The following is a 14350-nucleotide window of genomic DNA, read 5'->3' as shown; positions in this document are numbered from 1 at the left end:
ACCCGTCCCGGGCCGGGTTGCGCCCGCCTGCCCGCGGAGCCGCGGCCCGGACGGGGCAGGCGGGGGTGCTTCCCCGCGGTGCGCGGCCTACGGTGTGCCCATGGCCGACATACCGCAGGCGTACGCCGCACCCGGCGAACCGGTACCGAACCCGCTGCGTGTGCTCTCCCTCGACCGGCTCCGCCGGCGCACCAGCGTCAAGTGGCGCGCGCATCCCGAGGACGTGCTGCCACTGTGGGTCGCCGAGATGGACGTACCCCTGGCGGAGCCCGTCGCGCGGGCGCTCCACGAGGCGATCTCGCTCGGCGACACCGGCTATCCGGCCGGCACGGGGTACGCCGAGGCGCTCGCGGAGTTCGCCGTGAAGCGCTGGGGCTGGGACGGCGTGGCCGTGGAGCGTACGGCCCTGGTGCCCGACGTGATGCTCGGCGCCGTGGAGCTGCTGAAGCTCGTCACCGGCCCCGGCGACGCGGTCGTCGTCAACAACCCCGTCTACCCGCCGTTCTACCAGTTCGTGACGCACCTGGGCCGGCGCGTCGTCGAGGTGCCCCTCGGCGCCGGCCTGCGCATCGACCTCGCCGCGCTGGACGAGGCGTTCGGCCGGGTCACGGCGGGCGGGCGGCGGGCCGCGTACCTGCTGTGCAGCCCGCACAACCCGACCGGCACGCTGCACACCGCCGAGGAGCTCTCCGCGGTCGCCGCCCTGGCCGGCCGCCACGGCGTACGGGTCGTGGCGGACGAGATCCACGCCCCGATCGTGGCCGGCGGGTCGGCCTTCGTGCCGTACCTGAGCGTGCCGGGCGCGGAGAACGGCATGTCCCTCATGTCGGCGTCCAAGGCGTGGAACCTCGCCGGGCTCAAGGCGGCCCTCGCGGTCTTCGGACCGGCGGCCGCCGGCGACCTGGCACGCCTGCCGGAGGAGGTGAGCCACGGCCCGAGCCACCTGGGCGTGATGGCGCACACCGTCGCCCTGCGCGAGGGGACCGGCTGGCTCGACGCCCTGCTCGCGGGGCTCGACGCCAACCGGCGCCTGTTCGCGGACCTGTTGGCCCGGCACCTGCCCGGCGTCTCCCACCGCCCGGGCGAGGCGACGTACCTCGCCTGGCTGGACTGCCGCGCCCTCGACCTCGGCGGCGCCGACCCCGCCGCCTTCTTCCTCGAGCGCGGCCGGGTCGCGCTGGTCTCCGGCACGGCGTTCGGCACGGGCGGCGCCGGGCACGTCCGGCTCAACCTGGCGGCCTCGCCGGAGCTGCTCACCGAGGCGGTGCGGCGCATGGCGGCGGCACTGACCTGACCGGACGCGGAATAGCCGGGCCGGGCCCGGGAGTTGGAGCCGGTACCTCACCGACCGCCCCGGGTGACCCCGGGGCCGAGACCGGAGCACACATGACCAGCGACACCACCCCCGGCCCGGACCGCTCGTTCCTCTTCGTCCTCGGCAGCTCCCGCAGCGACGGCAACACGGAGATACTCGCCCGGGCCGCCGCCGAGCAGTTGCCGGCGGACGTCCCGCAGCGCTGGATCGACCTGGCCCGGGTGCCGCTGCCCGACTTCCAGGACGGGCGCCACGAGAGCGAGGCGTGGCAGGCGGCGGAGCCCGAGGAGACGCTGCGGCAGGCCACCCTGGAGGCCACCGACATCGTCATCGCCTCGCCCCTGTACTGGTACTCGCTGTCCGCGCACACCAAGCGCTACCTCGACTACTGGTCGGGCTGGCTGACGGTCCCCGGCTCCGACTTCAAGCAGCGCATGGCGGGCCGCACGCTGTGGGGCGTGACGGTCATGGCGGACCGCGGCGAGGCCCGGGCCGAGGGGCTGGTCACCACCCTGAACCACACGGCGGCCTACCTGGGGATGCGGTTCGGCGGGGTGCTCCTCGGCAACGGCTCCCGTCCGGGCCAGGTGCGGGCCGACGAGCGGGCGTTGATCCGCGCGAAGACCTTCTTCCAGCGCGACGCCCCGCTCGCGCGCTTCCCGCACGACGGGGAGGCGTGAGGCAGCGCGGCCGGGGAAGGGGCGGAAACGGGCACACCGGCGGGCGTGCGAGGTGCAACACACCAGCAAGCATTTGCTTGCAATAGTTAGCAGGGTGGTGCAGCATCGGTGGCATGGCATCACTCAACGTCGGCAATCTCGGTGAGTACCTCCGCGAGCAGCGGCGCACCGCGCAGCTGTCCCTGCGGCAGCTCGCCGATGCCGCCGGGGTGTCCAATCCGTATCTGAGCCAGATCGAGCGCGGGCTGCGCAAGCCCAGCGCGGAGGTGCTGCAGCAGGTCGCCAAGGCGCTGCGGATCTCCGCCGAGACGCTGTACGTACGAGCCGGGATCCTCGAGGAGCGGGAGCGCGAGGAGCTGGAGACGCGTGCCGTGATCGTCGCCGATCCGTCGATCAACGAGCGGCAGAAGCAGGTGCTGCTCCAGATCTACGACTCCTTCCGCAAGGAGAACGGGCTCGATGCGGAGACCAGAGGCGCCGATGACATCACCGAGGACGGCACCTCAACCGACGACTGACATCCGCGACCCCTCCCGGAGGACCCACAGTGGCCATCATCGAAGAACTGCGTACGCCCCTCTACTTCGCCGCCGGTACGGCGGACCTCGCCGTGCAGCAGGCCAAGAAGGTGCCCGGTCTGATCGAGCAGCTCAAGACGGAGGCGCCGGCGCGGATCGACGCGGTGCGCAACACCGACCCCAAGGTCGTGCAGGAGAAGGTGACCGCGCAGGCCAAGGAGGCGCAGGCCAAGGTCACCGAGGTGCTCGGGTCGCTGGACACGGACCTGAAGAAGCTGGGCGAGACCGCCCAGGACCTCGCCCTGCGCAGCGTCGGCGTGGCCGCCGAGTACGCGGTCAGGGCGCGGGAGACCTACGAGCGCGTCGCCGAGCACGGTGAGCAGGCCGTGCGGCAGTGGCGCGGCGAGGCCGCCGAGGAGCTGACCGAGATCGCGGTGGCGGTGGAGCCGGACTTCCCGGCCGGCCCGTCGTCCGCGTCGGCGTCCACGGCCGCTTCCCCGGCGGGCGCCGAGACCGGGGCGAAGAAGCCCGCCCCGGCGAAGAAGCCCCCGGTGGCCCGCAAGCCCGCGGCGAAGAAGCCCACCGCGCCGGCCGACCAGTAAGTCCCCGGCCCCCACACGCTCGCCCCGGGCACCTTCGGCGCGGGGCAGGCGTTGTGGGGGTACCTTGGCCGCGAGGGGCCCTCAGCGGCCTACGTCACTGGTGAGGCGGTGCTCAGCATGTTGCTCGAGGGATTCAGCTCCTTCCTGTCCCTGCTCTACCTGGCCATGCTCGCGATCGCGGTGGTCGCCTTCGTCGTCGCCATGACGGCCCGCGAGGACGCGTACCGCGCCGCCGACAAGCAGACCAAGACGTTCTGGCTGATCATCCTGGGCGTCACGATCGCGGTGAACCTGCTCGTCCCCATGCTGTTCCTCCAGCTCGCCGGACTCGTCGCGTCGATCGTGTTCATGGTCGACGTCCGTCCCGCGCTGCGGCACGTGTCGGGCGGCCGCCGCGGCGGCTCCAGCAGCGACGGACCCTACGGCCCCTACAACGGCGGGCGCTGACCCGCGGCCGTCGCACCGGCACGGATCCGCTCCCCGGGCTGCCCGCGGCTGTGCCGCACCGTCCGCGGCCCGGCGGCCCCACAGGGCCTAGGGCGCGTATCGGGTTGTGATCAGTGAGTCGCTCTGGTGAGGTCCTTGATCCAGATCATCGAGGCGCGCAGGTATAGGCCGGCGAGGTAGCTGTCCGGGGTCTTGTCGTATCGAGTGGCGACGCCCCGCCATGCCTTGAGCTTGTTGATCAGCCGCTCGACGGTGTTCCTCTCCTTGTAGAGGCCGGCGTCGTGGCCGACGGGCCGGCCACCCCCGGAACCCTTCCTCTTCCTGTTGGCGGCCTGGTCGGCCTTCTCCGGGATGACCGCCTTGATGTGGCGTTTGCGCAGGTGGGTGCGATTACCGCGGGAGGAGTAGGCCTTGTCCCCGGCGACGGCGTCCGGCCGGGTGCGGGGGCGGCCGACGGGCCCGCGGACCCGGATCTTCCGCAGGGCGGGGATGAACTGCGGGCTGTCGGCAGCCTGTCCGGCGGTCAGCACGAACGCCAGCGGGCGGCACCTGCGGTCGGTGGCGAGGTGGACCTTGCTGGTCTGCCCGCCCCGCGAGCGTCCCAAGAGGGCGGTCTTCAGGCGGAGCTTCGCCGGCGGCGGACCCGTCGTCGTTCCTCCCGCTCGGGGGCCGCTTCGGCCGCGTGTCCGCTTTGTTCTTCGGGGCTGCCCCCTTTGGCGGGGCCTTCTCCTCTTCGGCGGCGGTCTTCTCCAGGGCGGCGAGGACCTCCTGGCCCAGGTGCATCCAGGCGGCGTCGTGGTGGGCGCGTGTGATGGTGGAGTCGATGCTGACCAGGGACAGGTCCACCTCGCCCCGCTTCGCCGCCTCCGCGATCAGGTCCTCCAGCAGGGCTTGAACACTCCCGCGTCACGCCACTGGCGGAAGCGGTTGGAGACGGTTGACCAGGCACCGAACTCGCTCGGCATCTCCCGCCACTGCCCGCCGGTCCGGAACCGCCAGATCACGCCCTCGAACTGCTGCCGCAGGGTCTTGGGGTACGGGCCGTACTCGCCGATCGGCAGGTGCGGCTCGATGAACTGCCACTCTTCATCCGTCAGTTGCGCGCGCGTCACGCACGACGGTCTACCGGGCCAGGGCCTGGAACGGGGCGAAACCCACAGATTGATCACGACCCGATCCGCGCTAGGCGGGCTGCGGGGCGGGCGTTTCCGGAGCGGCCGCGACGTTGCGGGTCTCACGCATGATCAGCAGGCCGTTGACCACCATCAGTGTCGCGGTCAGGCCGTGGACGCCGAGCGCGGTGGCCACGGAGCCGTGGTGGGCCAGCACCGTAGTCATGTCGCCGTACGCGGCGAGGGCCTCCACCAGCAGCACCCAGCCCAGCGCCCGGCGGTGGCCCGTCACCAGCAGGATGCCCAGGACCAGGGCCAGGACGACGTCGCGGATTCCCTTGATGATCAGGAAGCCGTCGCCGTCGCCGGACGGCCAGCTCGGCAGGCCGAAGCCCGGCGCCGTCGTTTCCGGGCTCAGGATGAACTCCGTCCCGAACCAGAGGATGAAGAGGATGAAGGCGGCGGCCAGTACGGTATTGATCTTCTTCAGCGACACTGTTCTTCTCCTTGCGAGACTTCGTCAGCTTGGTGAGCTTCGTGGAGCTTGCTGTGTTGCATGGGGCCTGATCAGGCCGCGCGGACGCGGCTGATCGAGGGACGTGGCTTGCCGGGATCGCAGTTGTGGGATCTGAGCGGCAGCTGCATTTCCAGATGCCGGGATTTCGGTGGTCAGCAGCCGCCCGGGGAGTGGGGATTGTGCGGCCACCGGCGCGGCGTCGGCCCGCGGGGTCAGAAATCCGAAGCCCTCTCGGGCTCACGCCGACGGGGCAAAAGCCGTTGATATACAGGGGCGAACCAGTGCATACCGGGACAGCGGTGGTATCAGGCGAGGGCGGCGACCAGCAGGGCGAACGCGGTGATGATGACGGCGACGCGGACGTAGTGGTAGCGGCCCCAGCGGTGCAGCTGCTGCTTCCAGTCGGCGGGCCGGTTGTCGGGTGTCCAGGTCTTGTTTCGGTTGTTGATCGGGACGAGCAGCAGCATCGACATGATCACGCTGAGGATCAGCAGCGCGCCGGCGGTGGCGACGAGTCCGGCGCCGTCGTGGTGCCATCCGGCGACGGCCCAGATCGCGACGAGGACGAGCGAGCCGATGTACCAGAACGGCATCAGGGCGCCGAGCATCCGGCCGCCGTGGGCATGGCCGAGCTGGCCGCTGTCCTCGGGAAGCGCGTCCAGGATCCGGTTCATGATGAAGGCGACGGAGAACTCCACCCCCACCATCAGGCCGACGGCGACGGTGGTGACGACCTCGAGTGCGTTGAGCATGACGATCCCTCCGTTGAACTAGCATTGCTAGCTGGCGAGGCAACGCTAATGCTGCCACCGCCCGATTGTCTAGCGATGCTAGGATCGATTCATGTCGGTACAGGAACGCAAGCAGCGCGAACGGGCGGCCCGCGAGCGCCTCATCGTGGCGACAGCCCGCGAACTCGCCGAGCAGCAGGGCTGGGACGCTGTCACCACCCGCCGGCTCGCCGAGCGCATCGAATACAGCCAGCCCGTCCTCTACAGCCACTTCCGAGGCAAGCGCGAGATCATCGGCGCCGTCGCCCTTCAGGGGGCCGCCGAACTGGCCACGGCGGTGCGGGCCGCGACCTCCGCCGCGGACGGCCCGCGCGCCCGGGTCGCCGCCCTGGCCCGCGCTTACCTCGACTTCGCCGCACGCAACCCGGCGGTCTACGACGCCTTGTTCCAGCTCGACGGCGGCCTGGCGTACGCGCAGGAGGACACCCCGGAACCTCTCAAGGACGCCTTCGCCGCGCTGCTGGAGACTCTCGCCGAGGTCGCCGGCGACGGCGTCCACCCCGGGCTGTTCACCGAGACGTTCTGGGCGGCCCTGCACGGCCTGGCCACCCTGACCCGAGCGGGCCGCCTGCTGCCCGAGGACGCTGAGCCGAGGGTGGAGCTGTTGGTGGACCGGCTCGCCATGGTCTGACACACCGTCCCGGTGGGCACGTAGCCGGGGCCCTCGGGCCCCGCCGCCACCTGCCTGCGGCCACGCTTCCGGTCACCCGCGCCCGCACGGCGCAGCCGCAGACCGCCGGGCCCCGCACCCAGACGGGGCACCCACCCCGGAGGCTGCGATGCTCATTGATCACGACTCGATACGCGCCCCAGGCCCTGTCGTCACATTCCCGTCTGCCCCGCGACGCCATGCACGCACTCTCGCCGCACCGGGCCCGGACCCGAGTACATCCAGTACGAGGGTCAGGGCCCGGCACACCGAGAGCACGCACCAAACGCCGCAGGGCCGCCCTTCGGGCGACGACGGGAATGTGACGACAGGGCCTAGGCGCCGCGCGGGGCGCGGTCCAGCAGGAGGACCGCCACGTCGTCGGTCAGCTCGCCGCCGTTCAGCTCACGCACCTGCGTCACCGCGGCCTCCAGCAGCTCCTCGCCCTGCAGACCCCGCGCCAGCTGGTCGTTGATCATCGCGACCATGCCGTCCTGGCCGAGCCGCGGCGAGCCGGGGCCGGCCGAGCGGCCCTCGATCAGGCCGTCCGTGTACATCATCAGGCTCCATGAGCCACCCAGCTCCACCTGCCGGCGCGGCCAGCGGGCGCGCGGCAGCAGACCCAGCGCCGGGCCGCCGTCCTCGTACGGGAGCAGCTGCGCCGCGCGGCCCCGGCGGGCGATCAGCGGGGAGGGGTGGCCCGCCAGGCACAGCCCGGCACGGCGTCCGTCCGGCGCGATGTCCACCGTGCAGAGGGTCGCGAAGATCTCGTCGTTGGCGCGCTCGTGCTCCAGGACCTGCTGGAGGGTGGAGAGCAACTCGTCCCCGCAGAGCCCGGCGAACGTCAGCGCGCGCCACGCGATCCGCAGCTCCACGCCCAGCGCCGCCTCGTCCGGTCCGTGGCCGCACACGTCGCCGATCATGGCGTGCACGGTGCCGTCCGGTGTGCGCACCGTGTCGTAGAAGTCGCCGCCGAGCAGCGCGCGCGAGCGCCCGGGCCGGTAGCGGGCCGCGAAGCGCAGGTCGGAGCCCTGGAGCAGCGGCGTCGGCAGCAGGCCCCGCTCCAGGCGGGCGTTCTCCTGCGCGCGCAGCCGTGACTCGGCCAGCTTCACCTGCACCGAGTCGGCGCGCTTGCGCTCCACGGCGTACCGGATGGCCCGGCTGAGCAGCGGGCCGTCGAGCTCCTCGCGGAAGAGGTGGTCCTGGGCCCCGGCGCGTACCGCCTCGGCGGCCAGCTCGGGCTCGCCGGAGCCGGCCAGCACCAGGACGGCGTGGCGCGGCGCGATGCGCAGCACGTGGCGGAGAGCGGCGAGCGGGTCGTCGCCGCCGGACGGGCCGGTGGGCAGCGCGAGGTCCACGAGGACGCAGTGGACGTCGTCGGTGAGCAGCCGCTCGGCCTCGGTGAGGTTCCGGGCGGTCCGGATGCGGACCCGGGTGCCGGAGGCGTCCACCAGCTCCGGGACGGTGAAGGTGCCCGCCGGGTCGTCCTCGATCACCAGGAGCACGAGGTCCGTGGCCCCGGCGGTGTCCGCGACGGTGGTGGCGGCGGCCGGAGCGGGACTGCTCACCCTCTGTCGCGGTACGGGTACGGGCATCGGTCTGTTTCCTTCCCTCCCCCCGAGGGCGCGGTGGCGCGTCGGGCGACGCACCGCCAGACGGGGACCATAGCGGTCCCCGGCGGCCGAGCGGAATGGTGATCGGCGAAGAGCCGATGGCATATGCCGCGCAGCGGGAGGTAGTTGGGCAACGGCCCATGACGAACGTCACGCACGGTGTGTCAGCCGGGTCACACCGGGCCGGGCCCGGGGCGGCGGGGGCGCCGGGCGCGCACGGCGCCGGGGGCCCCTCGCCCGGGATGCGTTACTTGTCCGGGCGTACGACGCCGAGGATCCGCATCGAGCCGGCCCCCGCGATCGTCACGTTCCGTCCCGGCCGGGGGGCGTGCACGATCGCCCCGTCCCCGATGTACATGCCCACGTGACTGGCGTCCTCGTGGTAGATGATCAGGTCACCGGGGCGCATGTCCCTGATGTCGATCCGGGGCAGCAGCCGCCACTGCTCCTGCGAGGTGCGCGGGATCGCCTTCCCGGCCGAGCCCCACGAGCGCTGCGTGAGCCCCGAGCAGTCGTACGACCCGGGACCCTCCGCGCCCCACACGTACGGCTTGCCGATCTGCGCGGTGGCGAACTCGATGGCCTTGCGGCCCTGCTCGCTCGCGCTGCCGGCGATGTCCTTGAGCACGCCCGAGCCGATCCACGCCGTCTGGGCCTGGGTCTGCTCCTGCTGTTCGAGCTGGAGCAGCCGCTCGCGCTCCTCGGCCTCCAGCTGCGACTCCAGCTTCTCGGCCGCGGCGATCTTGGTCTCGATCTCCTTCTTGGCCTTCGCCTGCCGCACCCGGCTGGTCTCCAGCCGGGTCCACTCGCTGCTGGCGGTCCGGGTGTACGCCTCCAGGTCCGCCTGGGTGCGGTTGAGCTCGCCGAGCAGGTCCCGGGTCGCCTTCTGGCCCTGCTGGAGGCGCCCGGCGCCGTCGAGGAAGCGGCGGGGGTCGTCGGTGAGGACGAACTTGGCCTCGTCCGGTACGCCGCCGTTGCGGTACTGCGCGCGGGCGGCCGCCCCGGCCCGCTTCTTCAGGTCGTCGATGCGGGCCCGGCCGTCGACGATGGCCTGCGCGAGCCGGACGATCTCGGCCGACTGCTTCTCGGCCCGCTCCTCGGCGAGGTTGAACGCGTCGGTGGCGGACGCGGCCTGCCGGTACAGGCCGTCGATCTCCTTGCGCACCTCTTCGAGGCTCTTCTCCGGCCGCGGAGGGGCCGGGGGAGCGGGAGCGGCGTACGCGGGTGAGGCGAGCACCGTCAGGGCGCAGACCACCGTGATCGCGGCTGTGGCGCAACGGCGTCGGGTCACGAGCTCCCCCTCAACGGTCCATCCTTTTCACTCGACCTGATTTACCGTCAGTAACTTCCGGCCGACTCCGAGATGGTGCCATGCCGATCCGCAAAGTAACAGGGGTCGGGGAGCACGCCGGCCGCGCCCGCGGCGCGAGCGCCGCGCGTACCCCTCAGGCGCCCGGCGCGAGCGCCCGCCACGCCACCGTGAGCTCGCCCTGCCGCCACCGCCGCCGCCCGTCCGCCACCGGCCAGTCGGCCGCCAGCGCCGTCGCCGCCGCGATCCACCGCTGCCGGGCCCCCAGCGACGCGTACGGCGACGCCGCCGCCCACGCCCGGTCGAAGTCCCGCAGGAAGGCGTGCACCGGCTCCCCCGGCACATTGCGGTGGATCAGCGCCTTCGGCAGCCGCTCCGCCAGGTCCGAGGGACGCTCCAGCGACCCCAGCCGGGTGGCGAACGTCACGGTGCGCGGACCCTCCGGCCCGAGCGCCACCCACACGTGCCGCCGCCCGATCTCGTCGCAGGTCCCCTCCACCAGCAGCCCGTCCGGGGCGAGCCGCGCGCACAGCCGCCGCCACACGGCGGCGACCTCGTCCTCGTCGTACTGGCGCAGCACGTTCGCCGCCCGGATCAGCGCGGGCGCGCCGTCCACCGGTACCTCGAAGCCGCCGTGGACGAAGCGGAGCCCGTCGCGCTCGTACGGCCGGGCGGCCTCGACCCGCGCAAGCTCGATCTCCACGCCCACGACCCGGGTACGGGGGTCGGCCGTGCGCAGCCGCGCCAGGAGCTCGACGGCGGTCCACGGCGCGGCGCCGTACCCGAGGTCCACCGCGACCGGGGCCGCGGCACCGCGGCGCAGGGCCGGGCCGTGCACGGCGGCGATCCAGCGGTCCATGCGGCGCAGCCGGTTCGGGTGGGTGGTCCCGCGTGTCGTGGTGCCCACGGGGCGGGTGATGCGCGGGGCCATGCGGACGAGGGTAAATGATTTGGCAAAACGGAAATGAAGGGGCGCATTCCGCTGTTGTGGAGCGCTGGAGAGGATCGGCCAGCGCATCCTCCCTTCGGCATGCCGCAGCGCCCGGCGTGCACGAGGACCCCGAAGGACTGCGGAAGGACGCCGACGTGAGCCAGTACGTGTCCCGGTTCGCCGGCACCCTGGCGGCCACGCCGTCCCGGCTCCGGCTCCCCGGCCGGCCCCGGACGCCCCGCCGGGTCGCCATGCTCAGCGTCCACACCTCGCCGCTGCACCAGCCCGGCACGGGGGACGCGGGCGGCATGAACGTCTACATCGTCGAGCTCGCCAGGCGCCTCGCCGCGATCAACATCGACGTCGAGATCTTCACCCGGGCCACCGCCGGCGGCCTGCCCCCGGCCGTCGAGCTCGCCCCCGGCGTCCTCGTGCGCCACGTGGACGCCGGCCCCTACGAAGGGCTCGCCAAGGAGGAGCTGCCGGCCCAGCTGTGCGCCTTCACGCACGGCGTCATGCAGGCCTGGGCGCGCCACCGGCCCGGCCACTACGATCTGGTCCACTCCCACTACTGGCTGTCCGGCCACGTCGGCTGGCTCGCCGCCGAGCGCTGGGGCGTACCGCTCGTGCACGCCATGCACACCATGGCCAAGGTCAAGAACGCCGCCCTGGCGGAGGGGGACACCCCAGAGCCCGCGGCCCGCGTGATCGGCGAGACGCAGATCGTGCGCGCCGCCGACCGGCTGATCGCCAACACCGCGGAGGAGGCCGACGAGCTCGCCCGCTTCTACGACGCCGACCCGTCGAAGGTCGCCGTCGTGCACCCCGGCGTGAACCTGGACCGCTTCCGCCCCGCCGACGGCCGCGCCGCCGCCCGGGCCCGGCTCGGGCTGCCCGCCGACGCCTTCGTCCCCGTCTTCGCCGGGCGCATACAGCCCCTGAAGGCCCCCGACATCCTGCTGCGCGCCGCCGCCCTGATGCTGGAGCGGGACCCCTCGCTGCGTGCCCGCATGGTCGTCCCGGTCGTCGGCGGGCCGAGCGGCAGCGGTCTCGCCAAGCCGGAGGGGCTGCAGAAGCTCGCCGCGCGCCTCGGCATCGCCGACATCGTGCGGTTCCACCCGCCGGTGGTGCAGGAGCGGCTCGCGGACTGGTTCCGTGCGGCGTCGGTGCTCGTCATGCCCTCGTACAGCGAGTCCTTCGGGCTGGTCGCCATCGAGGCGCAGGCGGCCGGCACCCCGGTCGTCGCGGCGGCCGTCGGCGGATTGCCGGTGGCGGTGCGGGACGGCGAGACCGGCTTCCTCGTACCGGGCCACGACCCGGCCGCGTACGCCGCCGTGCTGCACCGCTTCGCCGGCGATCCCGCGCTCACCGCCCGCATGGGGGACGCTGCGGCGCGGCACGCCGGGTCCTTCGGATGGGACGCGGCGGCATCGGCGACGGCGGACGTCTACACCGCTGCGATGCACGAGCGACGGCGTCACGTACGCTCCCACCATGGCTGACGCAGGGCACGCAGACGCACGGCAGATCATCGAATCGACGCTGGACGACGCCGAACTGACCTGGGAGTCCCCGTCCCCCGGGACGTACGTCGTCACGCTCCCCGGCACCCGCAAGCTCTCGACCACCGTCTCGCTGAAGCTGGGCAACCACTCCCTCTCCGTCAACGCCTTCGTGATCCGCCACCCCGACGAGAACGAGGCGGGCGTCCACCGCTGGCTGCTGGAGCGCAACCTCAAGCTGTACGGGGTCGGTTACGCGATCGACGGACTCGGCGACATCTACCTGACCGGCAAGCTGCCCCTCTCCGCGGTCACCCCGGAGGAGCTGGACCGGCTGCTCGGCTCGGTCCTGGAGGCGGCGGACGGCGCGTTCAACACGCTGCTGGAGCTGGGCTTCGCGACGGCGATCCGCAAGGAGTACGAGTGGCGCGTCGCGCGCGGCGAGTCCACCCGGAACCTCGACGCGTTCACCCACCTGACCGCTCCGAAGCGCTGATGTGCCGGTAGGCGACCACCTGTGAGTGCGGCGGCAGCGGCGCGACCGTGATGTCGCTGCCCGTGCGCGGCGCGTGGATGACCGTGCCGCCGCCCGCGTACATCTGCACGTGGCCGCCCTTCGCCGTGATCAGCAGATCCCCCGGCACCAGCGCGGAGCGCGTCGTGGCCCGCCCCGAACGGACCTGGTCCCAGGTGGTGCGCGGCAGGCGGACGCCGGCCGCCTCCCACGCGCGCATCACCAGGCCCGAACAGTCGTAGCCGCGCGGCCCCGTGCCGCCCCAGACGTACGGCTTGCCCAGCTGCGCCCGGGCGTACGCGACCGCCTGCGCGGCGCCGACGGACCCGCCTCCGCCCCCGCCCCCGCCACCGTCCCCGTCTCCGCCGCCGGTTCCTCCCGGTGCTGCTGCGGCCCCCGCGACGCGGAAGCTCTCGCCGGCGTAGATGAGGGTCGAGGTGCCGAGGCCGTTGAGCCGCTGGAGCTCGCCCACGGTGGTGCGGTGGCGGGCGGCGAGCTCCGAGAGGGTGTCGCCGGGTACGAGGACGATGCTGCGCGCCGACGGCGCGGGCGTGCCCGGCTTCCGCGGCTGCCCGGGCTTCTGCGTCCCGGGTTTCCCCGGCTGCTCGGGTGCCGGCGACGGCCCCGGGGTCTGCGGCTGCGGGGTCCCGGGCGCCGCCGGCGGAGCGGCCGGGGGCCGCAGGACCGCCGGCGCGTCCGACGCGGGGCCGTGCACGGCCAGGACCGCGCCCAGCACGACGGCGAGCAGGGCGAGCACGCTGACGGCGGCGGTGCGCAGCGCGGTCGTCGCCACCGCCGCCGTACCCGGCCGCTGCCACCACGTGTGCGGCCGCGGCGCCCGGTGCACCCCGCGCGCACGCCACACATCGAGCCGTACCTGACCGAACATCGAAGCCTCCTTCACTCGCCCGGGAGTGGGCTTCCGAGGAGGCTGCTGCGACCCGCGGGTCTCCGGCAAGATCGTCGGCGGTCCGGTACAGTCCGAGACGTCTTCGCAGGTCAGGCGGGGTTCGCCGGACTGTCCCGGCCACCCGGAACCCTTGCCGGACGGTCCGCGGACCCGGCACGCTCATGCCATCGACCGGCCCGCCCGCCGCCTCGCAACGTCGAATGCGAGCGGTGGTGCCCGCCGGGGCGCTCCTCGCCTTTCCGCCGGTGTCGACGACCGGGGCGAGCCCTCGTTTCCTTCCTTCCGCGAGAAGAGGACACCCTGATGAGCAACGCCCGTTCAGCCCGCCGCCCCCGTACGACCCGCGCCCTCGTGGCCGCTGCGGCCGCCGGCGCCCTCCTGGCCGGCGGGGCCCTCGCCCTCCCCGGCGACCCGGAGGCGCCGTCCACGACCACCCTGGCCGGCTCGGCCCAGCGGAGCCTCGCCTGCCCCGACGCGGGGCAGACCTTCCACAGGTTCGGCAAGCCGACCACCAAGTGGGTGGCCACCGGTGTCCGCAGCGACTGGGCCAAGCCCAAGGTGACCATCAACTACACCAAGAGCAGGAGCGCGGCGGTCAGCGCGACGCTGAGCGCCTCGGCGTCGGCCGAGGCCGGCGTGATCTTCGCCAAGGCGAGCGTCGAGATCGGCGTCTCGGTGGGCTCGCAGTGGACCTGGACGGACCAGTGGTCCTACCAGGCCACCGTGCCCACCAAGGCGGGTGGCAAGAAGGTCAGGAAGGCACGGCTGGTGATGTTCCACGAGGCGAAGAAGTTCGGCGTCACCAAGAAGCGCTTCGCCACGGGGCCGCGCGGCGGCTGCGTGACGCGGACCGTCTGGAAGACCACCGTCACGGCCCCGGTGAAGAAGAACAGCAACACGTGGGGCCTGCAGTACCAGTACAAGTAGGCGGCCTCCGGCG

General features: G+C 73.0%; 16 protein-coding genes and 1 pseudogene. 9 read left to right on the top strand and 8 right to left on the bottom strand.

Annotated features, from left to right (window positions below; translation table 11 throughout):
- Positions 1-100 precede the first annotated feature (100 nt).
- The 5 genes from ACIA79_RS06765 (at position 101) to ACIA79_RS06745 (ending at position 3562) form a co-directional block, all read left to right on the top strand.
- Entirely contained in the window at positions 101-1294 is a 1194-nt protein-coding gene (locus ACIA79_RS06765; protein WP_399427067.1) for a MalY/PatB family protein, read from the top strand.
- 92 nt (positions 1295-1386) lie between these two features.
- Positions 1387-1995, top strand: coding sequence for a flavodoxin family protein (locus tag ACIA79_RS06760; RefSeq protein WP_399427066.1), 609 nt, complete (start codon positions 1387-1389; stop codon positions 1993-1995).
- 113 nt (positions 1996-2108) lie between these two features.
- A complete protein-coding gene (locus tag ACIA79_RS06755; RefSeq protein ID WP_399427065.1) occupies positions 2109-2513 on the top strand; it encodes a helix-turn-helix domain-containing protein in 405 nt (134 codons plus the stop codon).
- Between the two features lie 29 nt (positions 2514-2542).
- Positions 2543-3115, top strand: a complete 573-nt coding sequence (locus ACIA79_RS06750; protein ID WP_399427064.1) for a hypothetical protein — start codon at positions 2543-2545, stop codon at positions 3113-3115.
- 117 nt (positions 3116-3232) lie between these two features.
- The gene (locus tag ACIA79_RS06745; protein WP_399427063.1) at positions 3233-3562 is read left to right on the top strand and encodes a DUF2516 family protein; all 330 of its coding nucleotides are present in this window, start codon (positions 3233-3235) and stop codon (positions 3560-3562) included.
- 110 nt (positions 3563-3672) lie between these two features.
- Here the strand turns inward: ACIA79_RS06745 and ACIA79_RS06740 are convergent.
- The 4 genes and pseudogenes from ACIA79_RS06740 to ACIA79_RS06725 all read right to left on the bottom strand — a co-directional run.
- Positions 3673-4203, bottom strand: a pseudogene (locus ACIA79_RS06740) (IS5 family transposase); the annotation flags it as partial.
- 231 nt (positions 4204-4434) lie between these two features.
- Positions 4435-4674 (bottom strand): transposase, encoded by a 240-nt coding sequence (locus ACIA79_RS06735; protein ID WP_399427062.1) that lies wholly within the window; start codon positions 4672-4674, stop codon positions 4435-4437.
- Between the two features lie 70 nt (positions 4675-4744).
- The gene (locus tag ACIA79_RS06730) at positions 4745-5170 is read right to left on the bottom strand and encodes a DUF4267 domain-containing protein (RefSeq protein ID WP_399427061.1); all 426 of its coding nucleotides are present in this window, start codon (positions 5168-5170) and stop codon (positions 4745-4747) included.
- A 326-nt stretch (positions 5171-5496) separates the two neighbouring features.
- Positions 5497-5943, bottom strand: coding sequence for an anthrone oxygenase family protein (locus tag ACIA79_RS06725; RefSeq protein WP_399427060.1), 447 nt, complete (start codon positions 5941-5943; stop codon positions 5497-5499).
- 91 nt (positions 5944-6034) lie between these two features.
- On the opposite strand from ACIA79_RS06725, the gene ACIA79_RS06720 reads away from it, so the two are divergent.
- Entirely contained in the window at positions 6035-6613 is a 579-nt protein-coding gene (locus ACIA79_RS06720) for a TetR/AcrR family transcriptional regulator (RefSeq protein ID WP_399427059.1), read from the top strand.
- 353 nt (positions 6614-6966) lie between these two features.
- Here ACIA79_RS06720 and ACIA79_RS06715 read toward each other — a convergent pair whose 3' ends face one another.
- From ACIA79_RS06715 to ACIA79_RS06705, 3 genes are all read right to left on the bottom strand, one after another.
- Entirely contained in the window at positions 6967-8226 is a 1260-nt protein-coding gene (locus ACIA79_RS06715) for a PP2C family protein-serine/threonine phosphatase (RefSeq protein ID WP_399427058.1), read from the bottom strand.
- A gap of 265 nt (positions 8227-8491) precedes the next feature.
- Complete coding sequence (locus ACIA79_RS06710; RefSeq protein WP_399427057.1) at positions 8492-9535, bottom strand: NlpC/P60 family protein; 1044 nt, start codon at positions 9533-9535, stop codon at positions 8492-8494.
- 154 nt (positions 9536-9689) lie between these two features.
- The gene (locus ACIA79_RS06705; RefSeq protein ID WP_399427056.1) at positions 9690-10484 is read right to left on the bottom strand and encodes a class I SAM-dependent methyltransferase; all 795 of its coding nucleotides are present in this window, start codon (positions 10482-10484) and stop codon (positions 9690-9692) included.
- 155 nt (positions 10485-10639) lie between these two features.
- On the opposite strand from ACIA79_RS06705, the gene mshA reads away from it, so the two are divergent.
- Entirely contained in the window at positions 10640-11986 is a 1347-nt protein-coding gene (gene mshA / locus ACIA79_RS06700; RefSeq protein WP_399427055.1) for a D-inositol-3-phosphate glycosyltransferase, read from the top strand.
- Positions 11979-12482, top strand: coding sequence for a YbjN domain-containing protein (locus tag ACIA79_RS06695; RefSeq protein ID WP_399427054.1), 504 nt, complete (start codon positions 11979-11981; stop codon positions 12480-12482). The genes mshA and ACIA79_RS06695 overlap by 8 nt, the downstream gene beginning before the upstream one ends.
- On the opposite strand, the gene ACIA79_RS06690 is transcribed toward ACIA79_RS06695, so the two are convergent.
- Positions 12454-13389, bottom strand: a complete 936-nt coding sequence (locus tag ACIA79_RS06690; RefSeq protein ID WP_399427053.1) for an NlpC/P60 family protein — start codon at positions 13387-13389, stop codon at positions 12454-12456. The two genes, ACIA79_RS06695 and ACIA79_RS06690, sit on opposite strands and share 29 nt — an antisense overlap.
- Before the next feature lie 324 nt (positions 13390-13713).
- Between ACIA79_RS06690 and ACIA79_RS06685 the strand changes: the two genes are divergently transcribed.
- On the top strand, positions 13714-14337 hold the full coding sequence (locus ACIA79_RS06685) for a hypothetical protein (RefSeq protein ID WP_399427052.1): 624 nt from the start codon (positions 13714-13716) through the stop codon (positions 14335-14337).
- Positions 14338-14350: the final 13 nt, after the last annotated feature.

This window comes from Streptomyces sp. NPDC051310, from assembly GCF_044455245.1.
Classification (GTDB): Bacteria; Actinomycetota; Actinomycetes; order Streptomycetales; family Streptomycetaceae; genus Streptomyces.
This window is presented reverse-complemented; position numbering and strand designations above follow the sequence as displayed.